Source organism: Tepidiforma thermophila, from assembly GCF_002563855.1.
GTDB classification, from domain to species: domain Bacteria; phylum Chloroflexota; class Dehalococcoidia; order Tepidiformales; family Tepidiformaceae; genus Tepidiforma; species Tepidiforma thermophila.
The window spans coordinates 1969950-1992813 of record NZ_PDJQ01000001.1 but is presented as its reverse complement, the minus strand read 5'-3'; the positions used below and the strand labels follow the sequence as shown (position 1 = coordinate 1992813).

21 protein-coding genes are annotated in these 22864 nt (G+C 68.1%); 16 read left to right on the top strand and 5 right to left on the bottom strand.

What is annotated here, in order from left to right:
• Window positions 1-54 precede the first annotated feature (54 nt).
• Window positions 55-1446 carry a class II fumarate hydratase gene (locus A9A59_RS09640; RefSeq protein WP_098504069.1) on the top strand — a complete coding sequence of 464 codons (1392 nt, stop codon included), beginning with the start codon at window positions 55-57 and terminating at the stop codon, window positions 1444-1446.
• A gap of 58 nt (window positions 1447-1504) precedes the next feature.
• Here A9A59_RS09640 and A9A59_RS09635 read toward each other — a convergent pair whose 3' ends face one another.
• Window positions 1505-2791 carry a DUF1015 domain-containing protein gene (locus A9A59_RS09635; RefSeq protein ID WP_165772638.1) on the bottom strand — a complete coding sequence of 429 codons (1287 nt, stop codon included), beginning with the start codon at window positions 2789-2791 and terminating at the stop codon, window positions 1505-1507.
• Window positions 2792-2861: 70 nt separating this feature from the next.
• On the opposite strand from A9A59_RS09635, the gene A9A59_RS09630 reads away from it, so the two are divergent.
• Window positions 2862-3191, top strand: coding sequence for an HIT domain-containing protein (locus A9A59_RS09630; RefSeq protein WP_165772637.1), 330 nt, complete (start codon window positions 2862-2864; stop codon window positions 3189-3191).
• Here the strand turns inward: A9A59_RS09630 and rph are convergent.
• Window positions 3179-3913: a ribonuclease PH gene (rph, locus tag A9A59_RS09625; RefSeq protein ID WP_098504067.1), complete on the bottom strand. Its 735-nt coding sequence runs from the start codon at window positions 3911-3913 to the stop codon at window positions 3179-3181. The genes A9A59_RS09630 and rph overlap by 13 nt on opposite strands.
• A gap of 65 nt (window positions 3914-3978) precedes the next feature.
• Complete coding sequence (locus A9A59_RS09620; protein WP_098504066.1) at window positions 3979-6303, bottom strand: DNA internalization-related competence protein ComEC/Rec2; 2325 nt, start codon at window positions 6301-6303, stop codon at window positions 3979-3981.
• 121 nt (window positions 6304-6424) lie between these two features.
• On the opposite strand from A9A59_RS09620, the gene A9A59_RS09615 reads away from it, so the two are divergent.
• Entirely contained in the window at window positions 6425-7618 is a 1194-nt protein-coding gene (locus A9A59_RS09615; protein WP_098504065.1) for a thiolase C-terminal domain-containing protein, read from the top strand.
• A 2-nt stretch (window positions 7619-7620) separates the two neighbouring features.
• Window positions 7621-8031 carry a Zn-ribbon domain-containing OB-fold protein gene (locus A9A59_RS09610; RefSeq protein WP_098504064.1) on the top strand — a complete coding sequence of 137 codons (411 nt, stop codon included), beginning with the start codon at window positions 7621-7623 and terminating at the stop codon, window positions 8029-8031.
• Window positions 8032-8043: 12 nt separating this feature from the next.
• On the opposite strand, the gene A9A59_RS09605 is transcribed toward A9A59_RS09610, so the two are convergent.
• Entirely contained in the window at window positions 8044-8778 is a 735-nt protein-coding gene (locus A9A59_RS09605; RefSeq protein WP_278286861.1) for a LabA-like NYN domain-containing protein, read from the bottom strand.
• Window positions 8779-9178: 400 nt separating this feature from the next.
• Window positions 9179-10246, bottom strand: a complete 1068-nt coding sequence (locus A9A59_RS09600) for an Mrp/NBP35 family ATP-binding protein (protein WP_098504063.1) — start codon at window positions 10244-10246, stop codon at window positions 9179-9181.
• Window positions 10247-10465: 219 nt separating this feature from the next.
• On the opposite strand from A9A59_RS09600, the gene A9A59_RS09595 reads away from it, so the two are divergent.
• The 12 genes from A9A59_RS09595 (at window position 10466) to A9A59_RS09540 (ending at window position 22846) form a co-directional block, all read left to right on the top strand.
• The gene (locus A9A59_RS09595) at window positions 10466-10684 is read left to right on the top strand and encodes a hypothetical protein (RefSeq protein ID WP_098504062.1); all 219 of its coding nucleotides are present in this window, start codon (window positions 10466-10468) and stop codon (window positions 10682-10684) included.
• A gap of 78 nt (window positions 10685-10762) precedes the next feature.
• Window positions 10763-11713 carry a dihydroorotate dehydrogenase gene (locus tag A9A59_RS09590; protein WP_098504061.1) on the top strand — a complete coding sequence of 317 codons (951 nt, stop codon included), beginning with the start codon at window positions 10763-10765 and terminating at the stop codon, window positions 11711-11713.
• 11 nt (window positions 11714-11724) lie between these two features.
• Window positions 11725-12735: a zinc-dependent alcohol dehydrogenase family protein gene (locus A9A59_RS09585; protein ID WP_278286860.1), complete on the top strand. Its 1011-nt coding sequence runs from the start codon at window positions 11725-11727 to the stop codon at window positions 12733-12735.
• A gap of 10 nt (window positions 12736-12745) precedes the next feature.
• The gene (gene argC, locus A9A59_RS09580) at window positions 12746-13777 is read left to right on the top strand and encodes an N-acetyl-gamma-glutamyl-phosphate reductase (RefSeq protein WP_098504059.1); all 1032 of its coding nucleotides are present in this window, start codon (window positions 12746-12748) and stop codon (window positions 13775-13777) included.
• Entirely contained in the window at window positions 13777-14973 is a 1197-nt protein-coding gene (gene argJ, locus A9A59_RS09575) for a bifunctional glutamate N-acetyltransferase/amino-acid acetyltransferase ArgJ (protein WP_098504058.1), read from the top strand. The genes argC and argJ overlap by 1 nt, the downstream gene beginning before the upstream one ends.
• A complete protein-coding gene (gene argB, locus A9A59_RS09570) occupies window positions 14970-15737 on the top strand; it encodes an acetylglutamate kinase (RefSeq protein ID WP_098504057.1) in 768 nt (255 codons plus the stop codon). The genes argJ and argB overlap by 4 nt, the downstream gene beginning before the upstream one ends.
• Window positions 15738-15795: 58 nt before the next feature.
• A complete protein-coding gene (gene ppk1 / locus A9A59_RS09565) occupies window positions 15796-17901 on the top strand; it encodes a polyphosphate kinase 1 (RefSeq protein ID WP_098504056.1) in 2106 nt (701 codons plus the stop codon).
• A gap of 54 nt (window positions 17902-17955) precedes the next feature.
• Window positions 17956-19158, top strand: coding sequence for an acetylornithine transaminase (locus A9A59_RS09560; RefSeq protein WP_098504055.1), 1203 nt, complete (start codon window positions 17956-17958; stop codon window positions 19156-19158).
• A 20-nt stretch (window positions 19159-19178) separates the two neighbouring features.
• Complete coding sequence (locus A9A59_RS09555) at window positions 19179-19535, top strand: SdpI family protein (RefSeq protein WP_165772636.1); 357 nt, start codon at window positions 19179-19181, stop codon at window positions 19533-19535.
• A 69-nt stretch (window positions 19536-19604) separates the two neighbouring features.
• The gene (locus A9A59_RS09550; RefSeq protein ID WP_098504053.1) at window positions 19605-20843 is read left to right on the top strand and encodes an argininosuccinate synthase; all 1239 of its coding nucleotides are present in this window, start codon (window positions 19605-19607) and stop codon (window positions 20841-20843) included.
• 19 nt (window positions 20844-20862) lie between these two features.
• Window positions 20863-21213, top strand: a complete 351-nt coding sequence (locus A9A59_RS09545; RefSeq protein ID WP_098504052.1) for a hypothetical protein — start codon at window positions 20863-20865, stop codon at window positions 21211-21213.
• A gap of 1 nt (window position 21214) precedes the next feature.
• Window positions 21215-22846, top strand: coding sequence for an alpha-amylase family glycosyl hydrolase (locus tag A9A59_RS09540; RefSeq protein WP_098504051.1), 1632 nt, complete (start codon window positions 21215-21217; stop codon window positions 22844-22846).
• The last annotated feature ends 18 nt before the right edge of the window (window positions 22847-22864 follow it).

Genomic DNA, 22864 nt, shown 5'->3' with positions numbered 1-22864 from the left:
ACCGATTGCCCGCTGGGCTCCACTTCGGACACACCCGCCTGCTACAGTGACCGCATGGACGAACCGACCCGCATCGAGCGAGACGCCCTGGGAGAGTTTGCTGTGCCGCGAGATGCCCTGTACGGCATCGACACGGCACGCGCAGTCGCCAACTTTCCAATCTCAGGGCAGCGGTTCCCGCTGCAGGTCATCCACGCCCTGGCCCTGCTCAAAGCCGGTGCGGCACGGGCCAACCGCCAGGTCGGCCTGCTCGAACCAGAGTTGGCCGATGCCATCATGGCCGCCGCAACGGAAGTTGCGGAGGGCCGCTGGGACGACCAGTTCCCGGTCGACGTCTACCAGACCGGGTCCGGCACGTCGAGCAACATGAACGTCAACGAGGTCATCGCCAACCGGGCGAACGAGCTGCTCGGCGGCGGGCCCCGCGGCGTCTACCGGCCCGTCCACCCGAATGACCACGTCAATCGTGGGCAGTCATCGAACGACGTTATCCCGACGGCGATTCACCTCGCTGCCGTCCGCCGCATCCGGGAGCACCTGCTGCCCGGGCTGTACCGGCTGGAGGCCGCCCTGCAGGCGAAAGCGAACGAGTTTGACGGCGTCGTCAAGACGGGGCGGACCCATCTGATGGACGCCGTGCCCATCCGGCTCGGCCAGGAGTTCCGGGGATACGCCGGCCAGGTCGAGCGTACCCGGCGCCGCGTCACGGCCGCCGGGGAAGCGCTCCGCGAGGTCGCTTTGGGGGGGACAGCGGTCGGCACCGGGCTAAACACGCACCCCGAATTCGCCGGCCGCGTCCTCGCCTATGTCTCCGAAGTGGCCCGGGTGCAGCTCGTCGAGACAACCAACCACTTCCAGGCGCAGTCATCGATCGACGGCATCGTCGAGGCAAGCGGGCACCTGCGCACCGCTGCTGTCGCGCTGGTCAAGATTGCGAACGACCTCCGGCTCATGGCCAGCGGGCCGCGTGCCGGGCTCGGCGAAATCGAACTCCCCGCTCTTCAGCCGGGGAGCAGCATCATGCCCGGGAAAGTCAATCCCGTCATCCCCGAGGCGGTTGTCCAGGTTGCGGCGCGCGTGGTCGGCAACGATGCCGCGATCGGCATGGCAGGCCAGTGGGGATTTTTCGAACTCAATACGATGCTCCCGGTCGCCGGTGCGGCGCTGCTGGAGTCCATCGAGCTCCTGGGCAACGCGGCCGCTGTTTTCGCCGAGAAGTGCGTCGCCGGCATCCGCGCCACTGACCGCGGTCCGCAGCTTGTCGAGCAGGGGCTGGCGATCGCCACCCCGCTTGCCCTCGAAATCGGGTACGACCGCGCCGCCGAACTGGTGAAGCTGGCGCTCAGGGAGGGGCTGACCATCCGCGAGGCGGCACGGCGCGAGCTCGGGCTGCCTGATCGGGAGCTGGACCGGCTCTTCGATGTTCGGCGCATGACCGGCAACTGAGCCCTTCGCCAGCCGGGGCGCGCCTCCCGCCGGGCCGTTCTCGGCGGAGTTGTCCGCGCTACGGCTCGAGCGGGTAGAACACCAGCCCGGTGCCCAGCTTCGGGTGGAAGAACGTCGACTTCTGGGGCATCCGCTCGCCCTGGTCCGCGAGCCGCATCACATCGTCAATGCTGACAGGATTCAGGAGGAAGGCAGCGGAGCTCCCGGGGCGCGCGTCGAGGAAGGCGAAGACCTCCTCGAGGTCGTGGGTGTACGCGATGGCACCGGCAGCAAGGTCCCCATCGGAGATGCCCCAGAGCGGTTCGAGCACGCCGTAGCGCAGGACGTTCGGGCCGATTCCCAGCCATGCCTCCGACCGTCCGGCGGGGACGCTGCCGGCGAGCCTTGCCCCGGACCGCCGGCGGAGGGCGTAGACCTGGCGGGGCTCGAGTTCAAGAGCGACGGTATCACACGTTTCGAGGAGTGCCATCAGCGCTTCGGTCCGCTCCGGTTCGCCATCGGGGAGCTTGACGTGTTCAATGTCAAAGGCGTCACCGAGCCGCCGGCGCCAGTCTGCCGGTGCCGGGCGCGGGACGAGCCGGTGAATGGGCCGAATCACGAGGCCCGGGTCGTCGGCGGCGACGATGGCGGACATCGTGAAGCGCGCCGGGTGCGTCGGGGGAAGCTGGCCCTGTGCGAGACGCCAGTTGCGGTAGTTCACCGCTGTTTCATACCGGTGGTGCCCGTCGGCGATGTAGAACGACTCGGCGAGGAGCGGCGCCAGCTGGCGCATCTCGTAACTCCCGGCCTCGACCGCCCAGAAGCGGTGGTGGTCCCCCTCGAAGCTGGTGGCGACGGCAGTCGGCGGCAGCTCGGCGATTACCCGCTCGATGAACTGGCGCAGCTGTCCCGCGCGGTCCCGGGCGATGCAGAAGACCGGGCTGAACTGGACGCCGGTTGCCTGGAGCAGTTTGAGGCGGTCCTCCTTCGGGCCCGACATCGTGAACTCGTGCGGCTTCACCGAGCCAGCCTCCCACGGCTGGACCTCAACCGCCGCAATGACCCCGCGCCGGATGTAGACGTGTCCGCCCTCGATGAACTCCTGCTCGTACACGTAAAGCATCGGGACCGGGTCGCGTGCCAGCAGCTGCCGCTCCTCCCATTCGCGCAAGAGTCCCGCCACCCGCGCATACCGCTCTTCGCCGCCCTCGGCGAGTTCGAGATGCACGGCGTTGCATGGGTTCCGCTCGGCGAGCGCCCGCTGCATCGCAGGGGTGATCACGTCGTACGGCGGTGCGAGGAGGTCATCGAGACGGCCGGCGGCCGGTGTGTACCGCAGCCCGCGGAACGGCATGAACTGGGGCATCGTCTCTCCCGGTCGGGTCCTGGTGTTCGTTTGTTCGCCGGGGCGCCGGACCGGTAAGATCCGATTCCCCATGCCAACATACTGCGTCTTTTGCAATATTGTCGCGGGCAAGGAGCCCGCGAATATCATTTACGAGGATGACGAAATTATCGTCATTCAGAATATCCTGCGCTGGGTTCCTGTCATGCTGCTGGCGATGACGAAACAGCACACCACGCAGGCCGAACTTTGGGCGTACCACATGCACAAGGTCGGACCGATAGCCGTGGAGATCGGCCGCCAGCTCTGCCCGGGCGGCTTCCGCCTGCTCTCGAACTTCGGGTATGACGCGATGCAGAGCCAGGAGCACGGCCACCTCCACATCCTCGGCGGCACGTTCCTCGGGCACTACGTGGGCTGAGCGGCCGCCAGCGCCTCCTGCTGCTTCGCGAAGAGCTGCCCAATGCCATGCCGCGCAAGATCGAGCAGGGCATCCATGGCAGCGCGGGAGAACGGCTTCCCCTCGGCGGTCCCCTGTACTTCCACGAAGGCGTCTTCGCCAGTCATCACCACATTGAAGTCGACCTCTGCGGTCGAGTCCTCCTCGTAACAGAGGTCGAGCATGGGCACACCGCCCACGATTCCGACCGAGACAGCCGCCACCGGCGAGAGGATGCACGCCTCGCTGACCAGGCCCGCTGCTGCCAGCTTGCGAATCGCCAGCCGGAGCGCGACGTACGCACCGGTGATGGAGGCCGTCCGCGTACCGCCGTCGGCCTGGATGACGTCGCAATCCAGCGTGATGGTCCGCGGCCCGAGGAGTTCCAGGTCGACCACCCCCCGCAGCGAGCGTCCGATGAGCCGCTGGATCTCCTGCGTGCGGCCGCCGGGACGCCCGCGCTCCACTTCGCGCTGACTGCGGGTGTGGGTCGCCCTCGGCAGCATGGCGTATTCAGCGGTGACCCAGCCGCTTTGTGTGTTCCGCAGGAACGGCGGCTGCCGGTCTTCGACGCTTGCAGCACACAGGACGCGCGTTCGGCCAAACTCGACCAGGCAGCTTCCCTCGGCGAAATCGAGCACATTGGTGGCAAGATGCACGGGGCGCAGCTCGTCTGGAGCGCGCCCATCGATGCGCGTGGTCATGATGGGCTCCGGGAGCAGGTTGGCGTTTCCGAGGGTAGCCGCGGGGCCGCTCCCGGGCAAAGCCGCTACCGCTCCGTCCGGACCCGGATGCGCCCGCTCTCCACGTCGACCCGGATGCGGCCGTCGGTGTCGGTCCTGGCGACGGTAGCTCCTTCGAGCGCAGCCAGCGTGCCCGGGTGGGGGTGTCCGAACGGATTGCCGGCGCCCACGCTGATGAGCGCCAGCCCGCCATTCGCCAGTGCGAGGAAGTTGGGGTCGCTTGTTCGCGAGCCGTGGTGGGGGACCTTCAGGATCTCGACCCCGGGCAGCCCCGACGCAAGAAGCTCCCGGTGAGCCGACCGCTCGCTGTCGCCCGTGAGCAGCAGCCGGACGCCGTCGTACTCGACCAGCACGATGAGCGATCGGTCGTTGAGCGACCCGCCCGTGCCTTCCTTCGGCCAGAGCACCGTGAAATGGACGCCGTCGACTGTGAAGTGGTCGCCGGCCCGGGCGACGCTCTCGCGGCCCTCCACCGCAGCTGCTGCCAGGGCTGCCGCGCGGGTGTCGTTGCGGTCGCCGGTGGTGACGACGGTCCGCACCCGGTAGCGCGACGTTAGCGCCGGCAGCCCGCCAATGTGGTCCTCCTGCGGATGACTCAGAAGGACCAGTTCGATCGTCCGATCCCAGTGCGGCATCACGGCGCCGAGCTGCCGCGCGAGCCGGAGGCCGCTCGGCCCGGTGTCGACGAGAATCTGCGTACCGCGGGGTGTTGTAAGCAGGATGGCGTCGCCCTGTCCCACGTCCAGCATATCGATGCGCAGGTGCCCGGGGCGCCCATCGAGGCCCGGTGCTATTGCCAGCACGAGCGCGCCTGTTGCCCCGCCGACCAGCAGCCGATTGCCCAGCACTGCGCGGCTTCGCACCGCTTCCGGGAGTTCGCGCATGTCGGGGAGGTAGCGGTAGGCGATGAGTGCGGCGGCCGCCAGCAGTGACATTGCGAGGGCGGCTATCCCCGGACTCAGCCGCCCGGCTTCCAGGGTGGCCCAGCCGGGGCTTGCGGCGAGCTGCGCGGTGTCGAGGATGAAGGCGAGCGGGTAGTAGGCGACTGCGCCCGCCGCTGCCGCGGGTCCCGGCGCGGCCGCTCCTGCCAGGGCAGTTGCCAGCGAAGCCCAGAACGCGACTGCAACGACCGGCTGTACCAGCACGTTCGCGAGCGGCCCGATGAGCGAGACGGACCCGAAATGCGCCCACGTCACTGGCGTGGTGGCCAGGGTGGCGGCCAGCGAAAGTGCCGCCACGTCAGTGAGCCAGCCCGGCAGCCAGCTGACCGGCCACCAGCGTCGCGCCGACTCGGCGCCGTGGCGGAGCCACGGTCCGAAGGCAATCAGGCCGGCAGTCGCTGCTGCGCTGAGCTGGAACCCGGGGTCTAGGGCAAGCTCCGGCCATCCGGCGGTGATGACGATGACGGCGGCGGCAAGGCCGGGCAGTCCGCTCTGTGGCCGACCCACGAGCTCCCCGGCGAACAGCACGGCAGTCATGACGGCCGCCCGAACCACGCTCGGCTCGAAACCAGCGACGGCGACATACAGGGCGACTGCAGCGACCGCCAGGGGCCAGCCGCGACGCCTTCCCACCACCCGAACGGCAACCGCCATGGTAAGCGCGGCGACGAGCACAAGGTTCGCGCCTGACACCGCCACCAGGTGCCTGAGACCGCTTCGGTTGAAGGCCTCGACAACGTCCCGTGGGAGCCCGCCATCCCGTCCGAAGGCGATGCCGGCCCCAAGCGATGCCTCCGGCTCAGGGAGCGCCCGCTGGAGCGACCGGTCGAGAGCAAGCCTTGCACGGGCGAGTTCGCGGGAAAGGCTCCCCTGCCCGGCGGCCTCGAGCGTGTCCTTTGGACGATACATAACGGCGCCGACGCCCCGCCTGGCGAGGTAGGCGCGGTAATCGAAATCCTCGAACACCGGCGCTGCCTCCAGCTCGCCTTCGAGCCGGACCCGGTCCCCGGGCAGATAGCCGGCGTACTGGTGGAGCCAGGCGCGGACCAATCCGGCGTTTTCAATGAACGTACCGTCGCCCAGCTCGAGCCGGTCAGCGCGGATGTCGTATGCGGTCGTGAGCTCGCCCGGGTCGGGCTCGCTGACGACGGTGCCGAGTACAACCGCATCACGACCCACGAAGTCTGCGACGGGGATCTGCTCCGAACCCACGGCAGCCGCCAGGCGGATGCCTGCAATCGCAGCAAGAAGGACCCCGGCTGCGGCAGCCCGCCACCCGAGTCGCCGCTGCGCCGCCAGGGCGACGGCAGGCCACGCGAGCCACGCGGCCCCCATCCACCAGGGCGCTCCCCACAAACCTACCGGGAGCAGCCCCGCCACCCAGGCGGACGCAAGGAGGATGAGCAGCATCGGCAGGCGAGGCTAGCAGAACCGCGGCACCGCGGGCAGCCCGGTTTGACGGGCGCCCCCTGCGTCCGTAGAGTCCGGCGGCGAAACCGCCCCACTTTCGAACGCAGACAGGAGCAGCTGCATGGTCACACAGCGGCGAGACGCCGCAATCGTCGGGATTTACGAGTACCCGAAGCGCAAAGCTCCGGGCGTCACGCCTCTCCAGATCAAGGCCGAGTGCGCCGCCCGGGCGCTCGAAGATGCCGGACTCTCCTGGAAGGACGTTGATGGGCTGTACGACGCCCAGGACGGCGCCGGGATGGCCGGCCTCAGCCTTGCTGAGTACTTCGGCTTCAAGCCGAACGTGATCGATACCACCGCCGTCGGTGGGAGCTCCTACGAATTCCACGCCGCCCACGCGAAGCGGGATATCGCCGCCGGCCGCTGCAGGGTCGCGCTCCTCACCTACGGTTCCACGGCGCACAGCGACGCGCGCCGCATCGGCACGATGCCCGGCATGGGCGGGGGTGCGCCGAGCCCGCTCGCAAACATGACCGACCCGTACGGCATGACGCTCATCGCCAACTACGCCATGGTCGCCCGCCGGCACATGCACCAGTACGGCACGACGAGCGAGCAGCTTGCCCGTATCGCCGTCGCCACCCGCGCCCACGCGATGCGGAATCCGCAGGCCGTGCAGGCGATGACCGACCTCGAATTCCAGGACATTCGTGAAATCACCGTCGACGATGTGCTGAATTCGCGGATGATCGCCGACCCGCTGCACCTGCTCGACTGCTGCATGGTTTCCGATGGGGGCGGCGCGGTCGTTATCGCAGCGCCCGAGGTTGCCCGCGACTGCCGGAAGAAGCCCGTCTGGATTATCGGCGCCGGGGAGGCGACCAGCTATTCCGAAAACGGAAGCGACATCACGATCAGCGCCGCTGCGCAATCTGGTCCCCGCGCCTGGGCCGAGGCCGACGTCCGCCCCGACGAAATCGATGTCGCGATGATTTACGACTCGTTCACCATCACCGTGCTGGTGATGCTCGAAGACCTCGGCTTCTGCAAGAAAGGGGAAGGCGGCGCCTTCGTTTCCGAGCAGCGCCTCCGCTTCGACAGCCCGCTCAAGCCGGCCCTCAACACCGACGGCGGGGGGCTCAGCTCGAACCACCCCGGCATGCGCGGCATCTTTCTCCTCATCGAAGCGACCCGCCAGCTGCGCGGCGAGTCGACCTCGCAGGTCCCGGGTGCGCGCCTCGCCGTCGCGCACGGCAACGGCGGGATGCTCGCAACCAGCCACACCGGCGGCACCATCGTCCTTGCAGGTGATTGACCATGCCTGACCGACCGCAACCGCGATTTCCGGAGCCCGACACCCAGCCGTTCTGGGAAGCAACGAAAGAGCACCGGCTGCTCTACCAGGTCGACCGCGACACCGGCGACGTCGTGTTCTTCCCGCGCCGCCACAACCCGAAAAACGGCTCGTCGAACCTGGAGTGGCGCGAATCGAAAGGCCTCGGCACGGTCTACACGTTCAGCGTCGTGCGCCTCAACCGACACCCGGTCTTTGCCGGGCTCGGCCCCTACGCCGTCGCCTACGTTGACCTCGACGAGGGGTTCCGCATGCTGACGAACATTGTCAATGTGGCCGACCCGACGAAGGACATCTTTATCGGCCAGCGCGTCAAGCTGACCTGGCTCGACCAGTCGACCGGCATCTCGATCCCGGTCTTCGAACCCGCCTGAGGCTGCGGGCCGTCAGGCCCGCACCTTCGGCAGGATCGCCTGGATGTCGATGAACCGGTCGGCGGCGTGCCGCAGGTTCGATGCCGTGCTCCCGCCGACCGACACAACCTCTACCCTGACGCCCTTGGCCTGGACGACCTCCACCAGCCGCTCGAAATCGCCGTCGCCGGAGACCAGCACAACGACATCCAGCCGGTCGAGCATCTCCATGATGTCCAGCGCGATCTCGATATCGACATTTGCCTTGATCGAACCATCCGAAAAGCGCTTGAACGGTTTCCGCACGACGCGGAAGCCCTGGTCGATGAACGGCTCGGCGAACCGCTGGGTCTCGATACTTACGCCGGGGTCTTCGTGCACCGGGGAGTACGCCACGGCGCGGACGAGCTGGCGTCCTTCAGAGAGGTAGTCCAGCATCTTTTTCCAGTTGACCCGGTGCTTGAGCCGGTCGAGCGCCAGCTCAATGTTGGCGGCATCCACAAAAACGCCGATACGTGGTGCCGGGGCAGCCGCTGCCCCCGGTGCGTGAGCGACCCGGCGCGCAAGGTCCTCCTGCACCCGTACGAGCTGCGCGAGCTGCGCGGCCTGCGCCTCCAGGGTGCGCGTCAGCGCCGAGACTTCGTGCGCCAGCTGCGCGAGCTGCTTCTCGGCCGGGAGCGGCGCCGGGGTACGGTCCTTCCGGGCCGCCGGGACGGTCGCGGGCTCGGCTGGCGGCTCCGCCTGCTCCGGCTCGGCCGCGCGCTGCACTTGGCCGGCCCGCCGCACAACGCGGGCAGGCGCCGGGAGCGTGACCGCGTCCTGCGCTGGCGGTTCCGGCGCTGCTGCGGGAACCGCCGGGGCTTCTTCGACAATCGTAGCAACGCGGGAGCGGCGCCGACGGGCCGCCGGAGCGGCCTCCTGAGCTGGCGGCTCGACTGCGGCCGGGGCAGGCGCCGTCGGCTCCGCCGCGGCGGCGTCGGTCCGCTGCTCAGCCGCGGGAGCCGCAGGCTGTTCGGCCGCGGACCGGCGCGACGAGCGGCGCCGTCGCGGCCTCGGGTCTTCGAGCACCTCGCTCGATGGTTCAGGGGGAGGAGGCGGTGTCGGTTCTGCCGCCGGTGCGGCGGGTTTTTCCCGCCTTGGGAAGATGTTCAATGCCATGTAGCTGGGGTTACCCACCCATCCTTTGCAGAACGCTGATCCGGGCCGCCACATTCCGGGCGATCCGGTCGAAGGCGCGCGCCGATTCGCTCTCGGGCGCGCCGTAGACCACCGGGACACCGCGGTCCGCGCCGTCGCGGACTCCGGGCTCGATGGGAATTTCTCCGAGGAAGTCGATGCCGAGCTCCTCGGCGGCTTCGCGAGCGCCACCGTGGCCGAAGATGTCGTACCGCTTGCCTGTGTCGGGGGCCACGAAGTAGCTGAGGTTCTCCACCATGCCGAAGACCGGCACCCCGAGCTTCTCGAACATTGCGACAGCCTTCATCGCATCCTCGACCGACACGGCCTGCGGGCTCGACACGATGATAACGCCGGTGATCGGAGCATCCTGGGCCATGCTCATCGAGGCGTCGCTTGTGCCCGGCGGCAGGTCGATGATGAGGTAGTCGGTGTCGCCCCATGGGACGTCGTGCAGGAGCTGCCGGACGGCGCTTCCGATCATCGGCCCCCGCCAGACGACCGGTGTTCCCCGGGGAAGCAGGAACCCGATCGACACGACCCGCACTCCGTACCGCTCGACCGGCTTCAGCCCCTCGTTCGACCCGGCCTGCAGGCCCGCCGGGAGGCCGAACATGGTCGGCAGGTTCGGCCCGGTGATGTCGGCATCAATCAGCCCGACGCTCGCACCGGCCTTGGCGAGGGCCACCGCGATATTCGACGCGACGGTCGATTTCCCGACGCCCCCTTTGTTCGAGGCGACCGCGATGATGTTGCGCACACCCGGGATCGGCTTTTGCCCCTCCCGCGGGTTCGAGGCCCGCACCTGTGCACCCCATGAGATGACGACGTCTTCGACGCCGGGGACTGAAGCCAGGGCGCTCCGCACGTCCTGTTCAATCGTCTCGCGCAGCGGACAGGCCGGGGTCGTCAGTTCGACCGTGAGGGATACCCGCCCGCCCTCAATCGCGAGGTCTTTCACCATCCCGAGGCGAACAATGGAGGCGTGCAGCTCCGGGTCGTTGACCGATTCAAGCGCCGCGACGACCGCATCGCGGTCGATAGTTGCTGCAGAGGACATCGGCGACGTGCCTTTCTGCTGAGCTGGCGATGCGGGTCTCTTGCCCGGCCATCCCGCGAACCGGGCCGGTGCCAGCAGCATTTTGATCGTATCGGGTTTCGCCAGCCCGGCCAAACCAATTTACCGCCTGTTTCGCGATGACACCGTAGCGTGGTGGTGCGCCTCCATCCAATGATATACTGGCGATTACCGACCGGTAAGCACATCCCTGGAGAACGTATGACGGAAGCACCTATCACGACGGCAGAAACCGGGCAGGCGCTCTGCCGCCACCATTGGGTCATCGAAACTCCCAACGGCGCGGTCAGCACCGGCCGCTGCAAGCGGTGCGGTCTCGTTCGCGATTTCCGCAACTCGTCGGAGGACCCGCTGTGGGATAGCGACAGCTTCAGCCTGAACGGGTCCCGTTACCGCGGGCGACGCGCCGCCGATTCCTGAAACCTGCTGGCGTGGGTTCCGTGGAATGAGCCGGGCTGAAGCCCGGCTCAACGCGTTGGCGCGGGGTACACTGAGCGCGTGGAAATCGACCTGTCCGTCGACCTGGCGCCCGGCCACAAGCGCGGCCTGCTGCTGCGAAACCCGGTCATGCCGGCCAGTGGCACCTTCAGCTGGGGGTTCGAATTCGAGCAGCACTTCGGCCGCGAGGGCATTGAGCGGCTCGGCGCCGTCGTGTCGAAGGGCGTCACCATGGAGCCAAGGGCCGGCAACCGCCAGCCGCGGGTCGCGGAGACCCCGGCCGGCATGCTCAACTCGATCGGCCTCCAGAACGTGGGCATCCGCGCCTGCATCGAGGAGCTGGCGCCGCAGTGGGCCCGCTGGGATACCCCAGTGATCGTCAACATCGCCGGCGACACGGTTGACGAATTCGGCGAAATGGCCCGCATGCTCGACGGCGTGCCTGGGATAGCAGGCATCGAACTGAATATCAGCTGTCCCAATGTCGATACCGGTGGGATGGAGATCGGCCAGAGCGTCGAGGCGTCCGCCCGCGCCACGCGCGCGGCGGTGCGCAACACTGACCTCCCCGTCATCGTAAAGCTGACGCCAAACGTGACCGACCCGGTGCAGCTGGCGCTTGCCTGCGAGGCCGAGGGCGCCGCGGCGATCTGCGCGGTGAACACCGTACTCGGCATGGCTATCGATATCGAGCGCCGCCGACCAGTCCTGCCCCGCGCCCGCGGCGGGCTCAGCGGCCCGGCGATCAAGCCGATTGCCCTCCGCATTGTCTATGACGTCGCGGGCGCCGTGCGCATCCCGGTGATCGGGTGCGGGGGCATCACCACGGCGCGGGATGCGCTTGAATTCCTCATGGCCGGGGCGAGTGCTGTGCAGGTCGGGACTGCCACGTTCGCCAATCCCCGGGCGCTGCTCGACATTATCGACGGGCTGGAGGCGTGGTGTGCCGCGAATGGGGTCACGCGCCTCGGCGACATCGTCGGCTGCGCCCGGCCGGCAACGGTCGCCTGACCATGCGCGCAATGCAGCTTCTTCGGCCGGCACCCATCGCCGCCCGGCCGCTGGCCGAAGCCGACCTCCCGCAGCCCGAGCCGGGCCCGGGTGAGCTTCTGCTCCGGCTCACGGCGTGCGGCGTCTGCCGGACCGACCTGCAGCTCGTCGAGGGCGACCTTAAGGCACGCCGCCTGCCGATCATCCCGGGCCACCAGGCGGTCGGTGTGGTGGCAGCCGTTGGCCCCGGCGTTGACGGCTGGAGCCCCGGCGACCGCGCCGGGGTGGCGTGGCTGGCCGGTGCCTGCGGGGCCTGCCGCTACTGCCGTTCGGGGCGAGAGAACCTCTGTGAATCCGCAACCTTCACCGGCTGGGACCGCGACGGCGGATACGCCGAGTTCATGACGGCGCGGGCCGACTTCGCCCTGCACCTGCCCGAAAGTTTCGGCGACCTCGATGCTGCTCCCTTGCTGTGCGGCGGTGTGATCGGCTACCGGTCGCTCCGGGTCAGCGGTATCCAGCCGGGCGGCCGGCTCGGCCTCTTCGGCTTCGGCGCGTCAGCGACACTCGCCATCCAGGTGGCCCGCCACTGGGGCTGTGAGGTGTACGTGGTTACCCGTTCGAAGGCTGAGCAGGAGCGGGCCCTGCGCCTCGGCGCCCGCTGGGCCGGCGGCTGCGACGATGCTGTGCCGGTTCCGCTTGATGCAGCCGTGACCTTCGCACCCGCCGGCGAGGTCGTCGTGCGCGCGCTCGCCGCGGTGGACCGTGGCGGAACGGTCGCGATCAACGCCATTCATCTCGATCGCGTGCCGGAGTTCCCGTACGAGCTGCTCTGGTGGGAGCGGACCATCCGGAGCGTCGCGAACTTCACCCGGCAGGACGCGCGCGAGTTCCTCGAAATCGCGGCGGCCATTCCCATTCGGACGGAGTACGACCTCTACCCGCTCTCCGCCGCCAACGAGGCCCTCGAAGCGCTGTCCGCAGGCAACGTCCACGGGGCCGCCGTGCTCGATATCGCTGGTTCGCTGGGCCGCGACGCGTAACAATCTGCCCGTGACGTACCGTGTCGGCATTATCAACGTAACCGGCTACGCCGGCATGGAGGCGGCCCGCCTCCTCTGGAATCACCCCGCCGCCCGCCTGGTGGCAGCTACCGGCCGGTCGCTGGCGGGCCAGCGGCTCGGCGAGGCCTTTCCGTCGCTCGGCCTCTACGAAGACCTGCCCATTACGGAGACCATCGAGGCCGATGTCGACGTTGTTTTCTCCTCGCTGCCGACTGCGGAGAGTGCAAAGGCCTGTGCTCCCTTCGTCCGCGCCGGCGTGAAGGTCATCGACATCGCAGCCGACTTCCGGTTGAAGGCGCCGGGGGCGTTCGAACAGTGGATGGGCGGCGGCCAGCCACACCCCGCGCCCGACCTTCTGCCCGAGGCCGTCTACGGCCTCCCCGAGCTGAACCGCGACCGGATCGCCGCAGCCAGGCTGGTCGCAAATCCAGGCTGCTACCCCGCGGCGGCGATCCTCGCCCTTGCCCCGGCGGTGCGCGCCGGCATCATCGAGCCCACGATCGTTGTGGATGCCAAGTCCGGTATATCGGGCGCGGGGCGCGGGAGCGGTGGCGGATTTGGCTACAGCGAAGTGAACGAGGACGTGTCGGCCTACAAAATCGCCAACCACAACCACCAGCCGGAGATCGCCCAGGAGCTTGGAGCGCTCCGCGGTGGCGAGGAGCCGCGGGTCACGTTCGTCCCGCACCTCGTCCCGATGACCCGGGGAATCCACGCCACCTGCTATGCGCCGCTCGCTCGCGAGATCACCCAGGCCGAGGTCCTCGACCTCTATCGCGATTTCTACCATGCCGCGCCGTTCACTTCGGTGTCGACCGTTCCCCCGCACACCAAGCACACGCTGGGGACCAACCGCTGCATCGTGCACCCGGTGGTCGACGCCCGAAACGGCATGCTCGTGGTGGCCAGTGTCCTCGACAACCTCGGCAAGGGCGCTGCCGGCCAGGCCATCGAGAACATGAACCTGATGCTTGGCATCGACCAGGCTGCCGGGCTGCAGCTGCCGGCGGTGTACCCCTGATGGCGGCAGTCGACCCGGCCGGCCACGTCACGTCGCCCGCGGGCTTCCGCGCGGGTGCGGCCTTCGCCGGCGTCAAGACCTACGGCGACGGCAAGCTCGACCTCGCCATCCTCGTCAGCGATTACCCCTGCATGACGGCTGCGGTGTACACGAGGAGCCGCCTCCACGCGGCCTCGATCGACATCAATCGAGCGAAGCTCGCCGTTCGGCCTGCACGCGGCGTCGTCGTGAATGCGGGGGTTGCGAACGCGAGCACCGGCGAACGCGGGCTGCGCGACGGCTACGAGCTCGCCCGTCTCGCCGCCGGCCACGCCGGCATCCCGGCCGAGGAGATGCTGGTCTGCAGCACCGGGGTCATTGGGCATTTCCTCCCAATGGAGAAGCTCGGCGGGGCGATGCCGTCAATCGTGCTCCATCGTGACGGGGGGCCGGAATTCGCCCGGGCCATCATGACAACCGACACGCGCCCCAAGAGCGGCGCGGTACGGTTCGGCCCGTACACCATCGGCGGATCATGCAAGGGCTCGGGCATGATCCACCCGAATATGGCGACGATGCTCGCCTTCCTCACCACCGATGCGCCGGTCGAGGGCGTCTTCCTCCAGCAGGTTTTCGCGAAGGCGGTTGACGACTCGTTCAACCTGGTGTCGGTCGACGGTGATACCAGCCCCAGCGACACGGCTCTCCTGTTCGCCAACGGCGCGGCCGGCGGCGACCCCATCCGGCTTGGCCATCCGCTCGCGTGGGAGTTCGAGGCGGCCCTCCGCGACCTGTGTGTGTATCTCGCAAAGGAGATCGCTCGCGATGGCGAAGGAGCCACCAGGCTGATCGAGTTCACGGTGACTGGCGCCGCCACCGTGGAAGACGCCCGCAAGCTGGTGCGCCTCCTCAGTACCTCGTACCTGCTCAAGTCGGCGGTTCACGGCGCTGACCCCAACTGGGGGCGCATCGCGGCCGTCGTCGGACGGTCAGGAGTTGACCTCAACGAGGAGGCTGTGACCATCGACCTTTGCGGCACGAGGGTCTTCGAGCGCGCCCGTCCGACCGCCTTCGATGCAGACGCCCTCTCTGCCGCGATGCGGGCGAGCGAGGTCGAGATCCGGGTCGACCTCGGCGTCGGCTCCGCCGCTGCGACCGGATGGGGATGCGACCTCTCGGCCGACTACGTGGCCATCAACGCGGACTACCACACATGACTCCCGGGCCATTTGTCATCAAAGTCGGCGGCAGCACGCTGGGCTCGACTGACACGACCTACGCGGATATCGCTGCGCTCGCCCGCTCCGGCGACGTACCAGTCGTGGTTCACGGCGGTGGTGCAGAGGCGAGCCGGTGGCTCGAGGCCATGGGCATCCCGTCCCGCTTCGAACGGGGGTTACGGGTGACCGACGAGCGGGTGCTGCCGGTTGTCGTCGCCGTATTTGCGGGGCTGGTCAACAAGCGGATTGTCGCCGCAGTCAATGCCGCCGGGGCAACGGCCGTGGGTTTCAGCGGGGCCGATGGCCGGGTGCTCGAGTGCCGCATCGCTGACCCGTCCCTCGGTTTCGTCGGAGAGCCCGTCCGGGTCAATCCTGGCCCCATTCTGGCGCTCCAGCAGGCCGGTATCGTGCCGGTCATCGGCCCGATCGGTGCTGTCCCCGGGGAACCCGCCGACCAGCTGGTCAACGTGAATGCCGACACCGTGGCCGGGAACATCGCGGCGGCCCTCGGCGCCCGGCGGCTCGTCTTCCTCACTGATGTCGAGGGAGTCCGCGATGCGGCCGGCGAGCGCATTCCCCGGCTCGATGCCGCCCGCGCCCGGTCCCTCATCGCCGACGGCACCATCTCGGGTGGGATGATCCCCAAGATCGAAGCGTGCCTCCACGCGCTGGCGCTCGGCGTCGAGGTGCAGATTGTGGACGGCAGGCGCCCGGGGGCGTTGCAATCGCTCGAAGGCGCCGGGACGCTGCTCGTCCCCTGACGAGGCTTAACACTTCCGGGTATGCTTGCGTGGTACGGTTGGTGCACCGCAGATCACCATGGAAGGCGCCCACTCTCCATCTCCGACTGAGTCGCTCGCGCCGCAGCCTGTTGGCGTTCCAGCGAAATGGGACCTCGGCGACCCTTCCCTGTATCTCAATCGCGAACTGAGCTGGCTGGAGTTCAACCAGCGTGTCCTCGCGGAGGCGAGCGACCGGCGCAATCTCCTGCTCGAACGGGTGAAATTTCTCGCGATCACTGCGAACAACCTCGATGAGTTCTTCTCCAAGCGTGTGGGCTGGCTCAAGCGGATGCTGGCGACCGATGCCCGCGTCCGGACGGTCGACGGTCTCACCATCGCTGACCAGTACGAGCTGGTGGTGAACCGCTGCCACGAAATGCGGCGGGATGCCGAAGCTGTCTGGCACTCCGAACTCCTGCCAGAACTGGCGGACCATGGCATCCGCATCGTCCGCTTCCAGGACCTTGAAGAGCCCGTCCGGGAGGCTCTGCGCGAGTACTTTGAGCGGTCCATCTTCCCGGTCCTCACGCCGCTCGTGGTCGACCCGGCCCATCCGTTCCCGTTCATCTCCGGCGGGTCCCTCTCGCTGGCACTCAATATTCGCCACCCCGGCACCGGCCAGGACCGGTTCGCCCGCGTCAAGGTTCCGCCCAACCGGCCCCGCTTCATCGACGCCGGTGACTTCCGCTTCGTGCTGCTGGAAGACCTGATCGCCGCGCACCTCGACATGCTCTTCCCCGGGATGGAAGTGACGGAGTGGCAGGAGCTCCGGGTACTCCGTAGCGCCGAAACCGGTGCCCCCGGGGAAGAGGCTGACGACCTCCTTGAGCTGATTGAAAGCGCGCTCCGCCGCCGGCGGCTGGCGGAAGCCGTTTCCGTGGAGGTCACTGGCGAACTCCCGGCTGCCCGGATGGAGCTGCTGCTCGAGGAGCTCCAGATCGCCGAGCGTGACGTCTACCGCTCCGAGGGGCCGCTTGGTTTGCAGGACCTCTTCCAGCTCGCGAGCCTCGACCTGGAGCCGCTCCGCGATCCCCCGTTCACGCCGGCCGTACCCTCGGCCTTCGTCGGCGCAGGCGATGCAGCCGGCTTCTTCGCGACAATCCGGGAGCGCGACCTGCTCGTCCACCATCCCTACGAGTCGTTCGACGAGACCGTCGTGCGCTTTGTGGAGGAAGCTTCCGAGGACCCGGCCGTCCTCGCCATCAAGGCGACGATGTACCGTACCTCGCCGGACTCCCCCATCCTCGAAGCGCTCATCGATGCGGCCGGGCGCGGCAAACAGGTCGCCGTCCTTGTCGAATTAACCGCCCGTTTCGACGAGGCGAATAACATCCTCTGGGCGCGGAAGCTCGAAGCAGCCGGTGTTCACGTCGCGTATGGCCAGCCTGACCTGAAGATTCATTCAAAGATTTGCCTTGTCGTCCGCGAAGAGGCTACCGGTGTCACGATGTATGCCCACATCGGGACGGGCAACTACAATTCGCGTACCGCACGCGTGTATACCGACCTTGGTCTCTTTACTGCCGACCCGAAAATTTGCGGCGATATCCTCCGAATTTTCAACCTCCTGACAGGGTTCGGCGAACAGTTCCGGACCGACGTCGTGCTGGCTGCGCCCTCCAACCTCCGCCAGTCCATCACCGACCGCATCCGCCGCGAAATCGAGCATGCGCGCGCCGGACGTCCCGCCCGGCTCATCTTCAAGATGAACGCGCTCGAGGATTTTGAGTGCACCCGTCTCCTTTATGAGGCTGCCATGGCCGGGGTGCAGGTCGACCTGATTATCCGTGGCATTTGCCGGCTCCGACCCGGGCTCCCGGGGCTCTCGGAGAACGTCCGGGTCGTCAGCATCATCGGGCGGTTCCTCGAGCACGCCCGGATTTACTACTTCGAGAACAACGGTGACCCGGAGTATTTCATCGGCAGCGCGGACCTCATGAAGCGCAACCTGGACGAGCGCATTGAGGTGCTCGCGCCGGTACGGTCTCCCGAGCACCGGGCGCAGCTTCGCGAGCTCCTCGAGCTGCAGCTGAACGACCGGCGGCAGGGATGGCGGCTGCGCGACGCAACCTGGGAGCGCGACCCCTCCGTCACCGAGCCCGGCTGCCAGGCGATCCTCCTCGAACGCGCCCCCTTCTCCTGACTGGCGGGATGCGCCCGGGCGCCGCGAGGCCGTACCATGCCCGCGGAGGCCTGCATGACTGACTGGATCGCCGAAGAGCACCGCTACCTCTTTCAGAACTATGGCCGGCAGCCGGTCGTCATTGAGCGCGGGCAGGGGACGCGCGCCTGGGACATCGAAGGGAACGAGTACCTCGATTTCGTCGGCGGAGTTGCCGTTAACGTCCTGGGTCACAGCCACCCGGCCGTTGTGGCGGCCATTGCCGACCAGGCGGCCCGGGTCATCCACACGTCGAACCTTTTCTACACCACGCCCATGATTGAGCTCGCGCGGCTGCTCGTCGAACGGTCGGGGCTCGACCGAGCGTTCTTCTGCAATTCCGGCACCGAAGCGGTCGAAGCCGCCATGAAGCTTGCCAGGCGCTGGGGATACGATACCCGCGGTGGGGCGTTCGAAATCATCACCACCACCGACAGCTTCCACGGGCGAACCATGGGCTCGCTGTCGGCGACCGGGAACCAGCGCTACCGCGAGCCGTTCGAGCCGCTCGTTCCCGGGTTCCGGATCGTTCCCTGGAACGACCTCGAAGCCGTCCGGCAGGCGACCAACGACCGAACGGTCGCGGTCATGGTCGAACCGATCCAGGGCGAGGGCGGCGTCAACATGCCCGCGCCGGGCTACCTTGCCGGGCTCCGCGCCTGGTGCGACGAACGCGGCCTCCTGCTGATCTTTGACGAGGTCCAAACCGGCATCGGTCGCACGGGGACGTTCTTCGCCTTCGAACACGACGGCGTGCGGCCCGACATCATGGCCCTGGCGAAGGGGCTTGCCGGCGGCGTGCCGATCGGCGCAATCCTCGCCCGGGACGAGGTCGCGGCCCACTTCGTGAAAGGCGACCACGGCAGCACCTTCGGCGGGAACCCGCTCGCCGCTGCTGCCGCCCTGGCGACCGTCCGTGAAGTGCTCGCTCCCGGGTTCCTCGAGCGCGCCCGTGCGGCCTCGGCCCGGCTGGCAGAGCGGCTCCGCTCGCTTGAAGACCGGTACGGGCTGGTCACCGAGGTGCGCGGCCGCGGCATGCTGCTGGCCATCGGCCTTGCTCGCGATTGTTCGGCCGAGCTGGTCGATGAGGCGCGCCGGCGCGGCCTGCTGGTCAACAACGTCCGACCCAATGCTGTTCGCCTGATGCCACCGCTTACCGTCTCCGACGACGAAATCGACCGGGCATGCGACATCCTCGAAGCGTCGATTCGCGCGCTCGAGGGCGCAGGCAGCAAGTAGCACGGAGGCGAACACCGCAGATGTGGGCAGTGCTGGTTCTGGAGCTTGCGGGCGGGCTGGTCCTCGGATGGGTCGGCTGGCTCGCGCTGACCGGGAAGCTTCCCCGGCAGGGTTTTGCGGGGATTCGCACCCGCTACACGCTGTCCAGCGACCAGCGATGGGAAGCGGTCCACCGTCACGGGGGTGCTTACCTCGTATTCGGGGCTGTGGCCGTAGCCGCTGCCGCCCTGGCTCTCCTCCCGTTCGCGATTGCCGGCGCGCTGCCGCAGGGATTCACCGTGGCTGCCGTCCTTGCAATCGCCGTTGTGGCGGTGGGTTCCGCACTGGCCGCCTGGCGCATTGGCGAATCCCGCGCCCGCGCTGAACTGGGCGATTGATGGCGGGTTTCCTGCTGCCGGGCGCCCGGCGATACTGAGGCAACACCGCAATTCGCCCGGGGAGCCAGCGTGCCGAAGCTCGTCCTTGCCTACTCCGGTGGCCTCGATACCACCACCGCCATCAAGTGGCTGACCGTCGAACAGGGCTACGAGGTCATCGCCCTGAATATCAATGTCGGCAAGAGCCGCGAACAGCCGGTCGTCGAATCGCGAGGGCTCGCCGCCGGCGCCGTCAAAGTGCGCGTCATTGACGCCCGCGAGGATTTCCTCCGCTACTTCGCCTTCCCGGCGCTTGCCGCCGGGGCCGTCTACCAGGACCAGTATCCGCTGGCGACGGCGCTCGCCCGGCCGCTCATGGCCAAGCTGCTGGTTGATGTCGCCCACGAAGAGGGCGCCGTGGCCGTGGCCCACGGCTGCACCGGCAAGGGGAACGACCAGGTTCGCTTCGATGTCGGCATCCAGACGCTCGACCCGAATCTGAAGATCGTCGCCCCCACCCGCGAGAACGCCATGCCGCGCGAGTACCAGATTGAGTACCTCAAGCGGCACGGCGTGGACATCCCGTGGGGCGACAAGGGCCCGTTCAGCATCGACGAGAACCTGTGGGGCCGCAGCGCCGAAGCGGGAGTCCTCGAAGACCCCTGGGCCGAGCCCCCGCGCGAGGCGTACGAGTGGACGCGCGACCCGGAAGAAGCGCCTGCCACACCTGCGTACGTCGAGATTGAGTTCGAATCCGGAGTTCCCGTCCGGCTCGATGGGCAGGAGCTCGGCCCGGTCGAGCTCGTCGAGCGGCTGAACGACCTCGGCGGCCTGCACGGCGTGGGGCGCATCGACCACATCGAAGACCGCCTCGTCGGCATCAAGAGCCGGGAGATCTACGAGGCGCCGGCTGCGGTCATTCTCCACACCGCCCACGCCGCCCTCGAGGCGATGACACTCTCGAAACAGCAGCTCAGGCTGAAGAAGTACATTGCCACCGAGTACGCAGAGCTCATCTACAACGGCCTCTGGTTCAGCGCCCACCACCAGGACCTCGCTGCCTACGTCGCCAGCACGCAGCGTCACGTGACCGGCACAATCCGGGTCAAGCTTCAGCGTGGACGGGCCGTCGTAGTCGGCCGCAAGGCGCCCCGTTCGCTGTACGACCGGGGGCTCGCTACCTATGATCGGGGCGACACCTACGACCAGTCGGCGGCAGTCGGCTTCATCACCATCTGGGGCCTCCAAACCCGCACGCAGGTCCGGACGCAGCTGCTGGCCGACCTGCCCGAGGCGCTCCGTATCGCGACGCCGCACCAGCACGACTGACCAGAGGGGAACGATCACCATGGCCGTTGCGACCGAACCAGCGGGCTCCGTCAGCTATGAAGGCCCGAGCCCGGATACCGAATTCCTGGGGTATGCACAGGCGAACTTCCTCGTGACCGTCCCCGGGTGGAAGGCCCGCGAAGTGGCGGTCCTGCTCAATGCCCCCGCTGCCCGCCGGCTCATCCGGGAGCTGGGGCGCGAGGACACACCGGAGCTTCGGGACGAGCTGGCCCGCATTGTCGGGGAGGCCTGGCTCCGGCGGGTGGTCGAAGGACGCGCCCCGTTCGAGTCGATCGTCACCGTCTCCAACGGCTTCCTCGACGAGCACCCCGACCTCCTCGCCGAGGTCCGCGCGACCGCAGCATCCTGACATGGACGCGCCCGGGCGCGAGTGGTGGCGGGATGCCGTCTGCTACCAAATCTATCCGCGGAGCTTCCAGGACTCGAACGGCGACGGTATTGGTGACCTCGAGGGCATCATCCAGCGGCTGGACTACCTGAACGACGGCACGCCGCACTCGCTGGGCATCGATGCGGTCTGGCTTTCGCCGACATACCCCTCGCCCATGGCCGATTTCGGCTACGACGTGGCGGACTACTGCGACGTCCACCCGGATTTTGGCACCCTCGAAACTATGGACCGCCTTATCGCCGAGTGCCATCGGCGCGGCATCCGTGTCCTGCTTGACTGGGTCCCAAACCACACGAGCGACCAGCACCCCTGGTTCATCGAATCCCGCTCGTCCCGCGAGAGCCCGAAGCGCGACTGGTACATCTGGCGGGACCCGCGCCCGGATGGCTCGCCGCCGAACAACTGGCGCTCGGTCTTCGGCGGCCCCGCATGGACGTTCGACGAGCGGACCGGCCAGTACTACCTGCACTCATTTCTGAAGGAGCAGCCCGACCTGAACTGGCGCAACCCGGAGGTCGAGGCGGCCATGCTCCAGACGCTCCGCTTCTGGTTCGAACGCGGCGTCGACGGATTCCGTATCGACGTCATCGGGCGCATCCTGAAGCATCCAGACCTCCCGGATAACCCGCCCAACCCCGAGTGGCAGCCGGGAGACCGGGAGCGGTTCAGCCAGCTCTGGATCTACAACCACAACTACCCCGACGTGTTCGAGGCGGTGAAGCGCATCCGGAAGGTCTTCGACGAGTACCCGGGGCGGGTCGCTGTCGGGGAAGTGTTTGGTACGCCGGAGGAGATAGCGCGCTACTACGGGGACGCCGATTCGCCCGGCCTCCATCTCGCCTTCAACTTTCACTTCATCCACGAACGCGGGCATGCCATCACCCCGTGGGAAGCACCGGTCCTGCGCCGCATCATCGCGAACGCCGAGGCGACCGTTCCTCCGTTCAGCCAGCCTTGCTTCGCCCTGAACAACCACGACCGCTCCCGCTTCGTCACCCGGCAGAACCACGACGGTCACGGACTCGAACGGGCGCGGGCTGCGCCGCTCCTCCTGCTTGGCCTGCGCAACACGCCCTTTCTCTACTACGGCGAAGAGATCGGCATGGCCGATGTCGATATCCCGCCCGAGCGCCAGCAGGACCCTGCCCGGTTCAGGTCGGTCGGGCGCGACCCGGAACGTACGCCGATGCAGTGGGATGCCTCGCCGGGGCGCGGCTTCACGACGGGCGAGCCCTGGCTCCCATTCGGTCCGCCTTCCCCGAACGTGGCCGAGCAGGATGGCGACCCCGACTCCCTCCTCTCGCTCTACCGGCGCGCCGTCTGGCTGCGGAAAGAGCTCCCGGCGCTGCGGGTGGGGTCGCTTACGGACCTGGGCGGCGACGACTCCGTCGTCTCGTGGTGGCGGCAGGCCCCGGGAGCGCCCGGGGTTGCCGTGGCGATCAATACGGCGACCGTCCCTGCGCGGGCGCAGCTCCCGTTCCCGCGCGGCCGCATCGTGCTCTGCACCGTGCGGGCGCGCGAAGGAGAACGCGCCGGCGGCGAAATTGAGCTGCCGCCGCTCGGCGCGGCATGGATTGCTGAAGAGGCGTAGGTCACCCCCGGGCCCGGC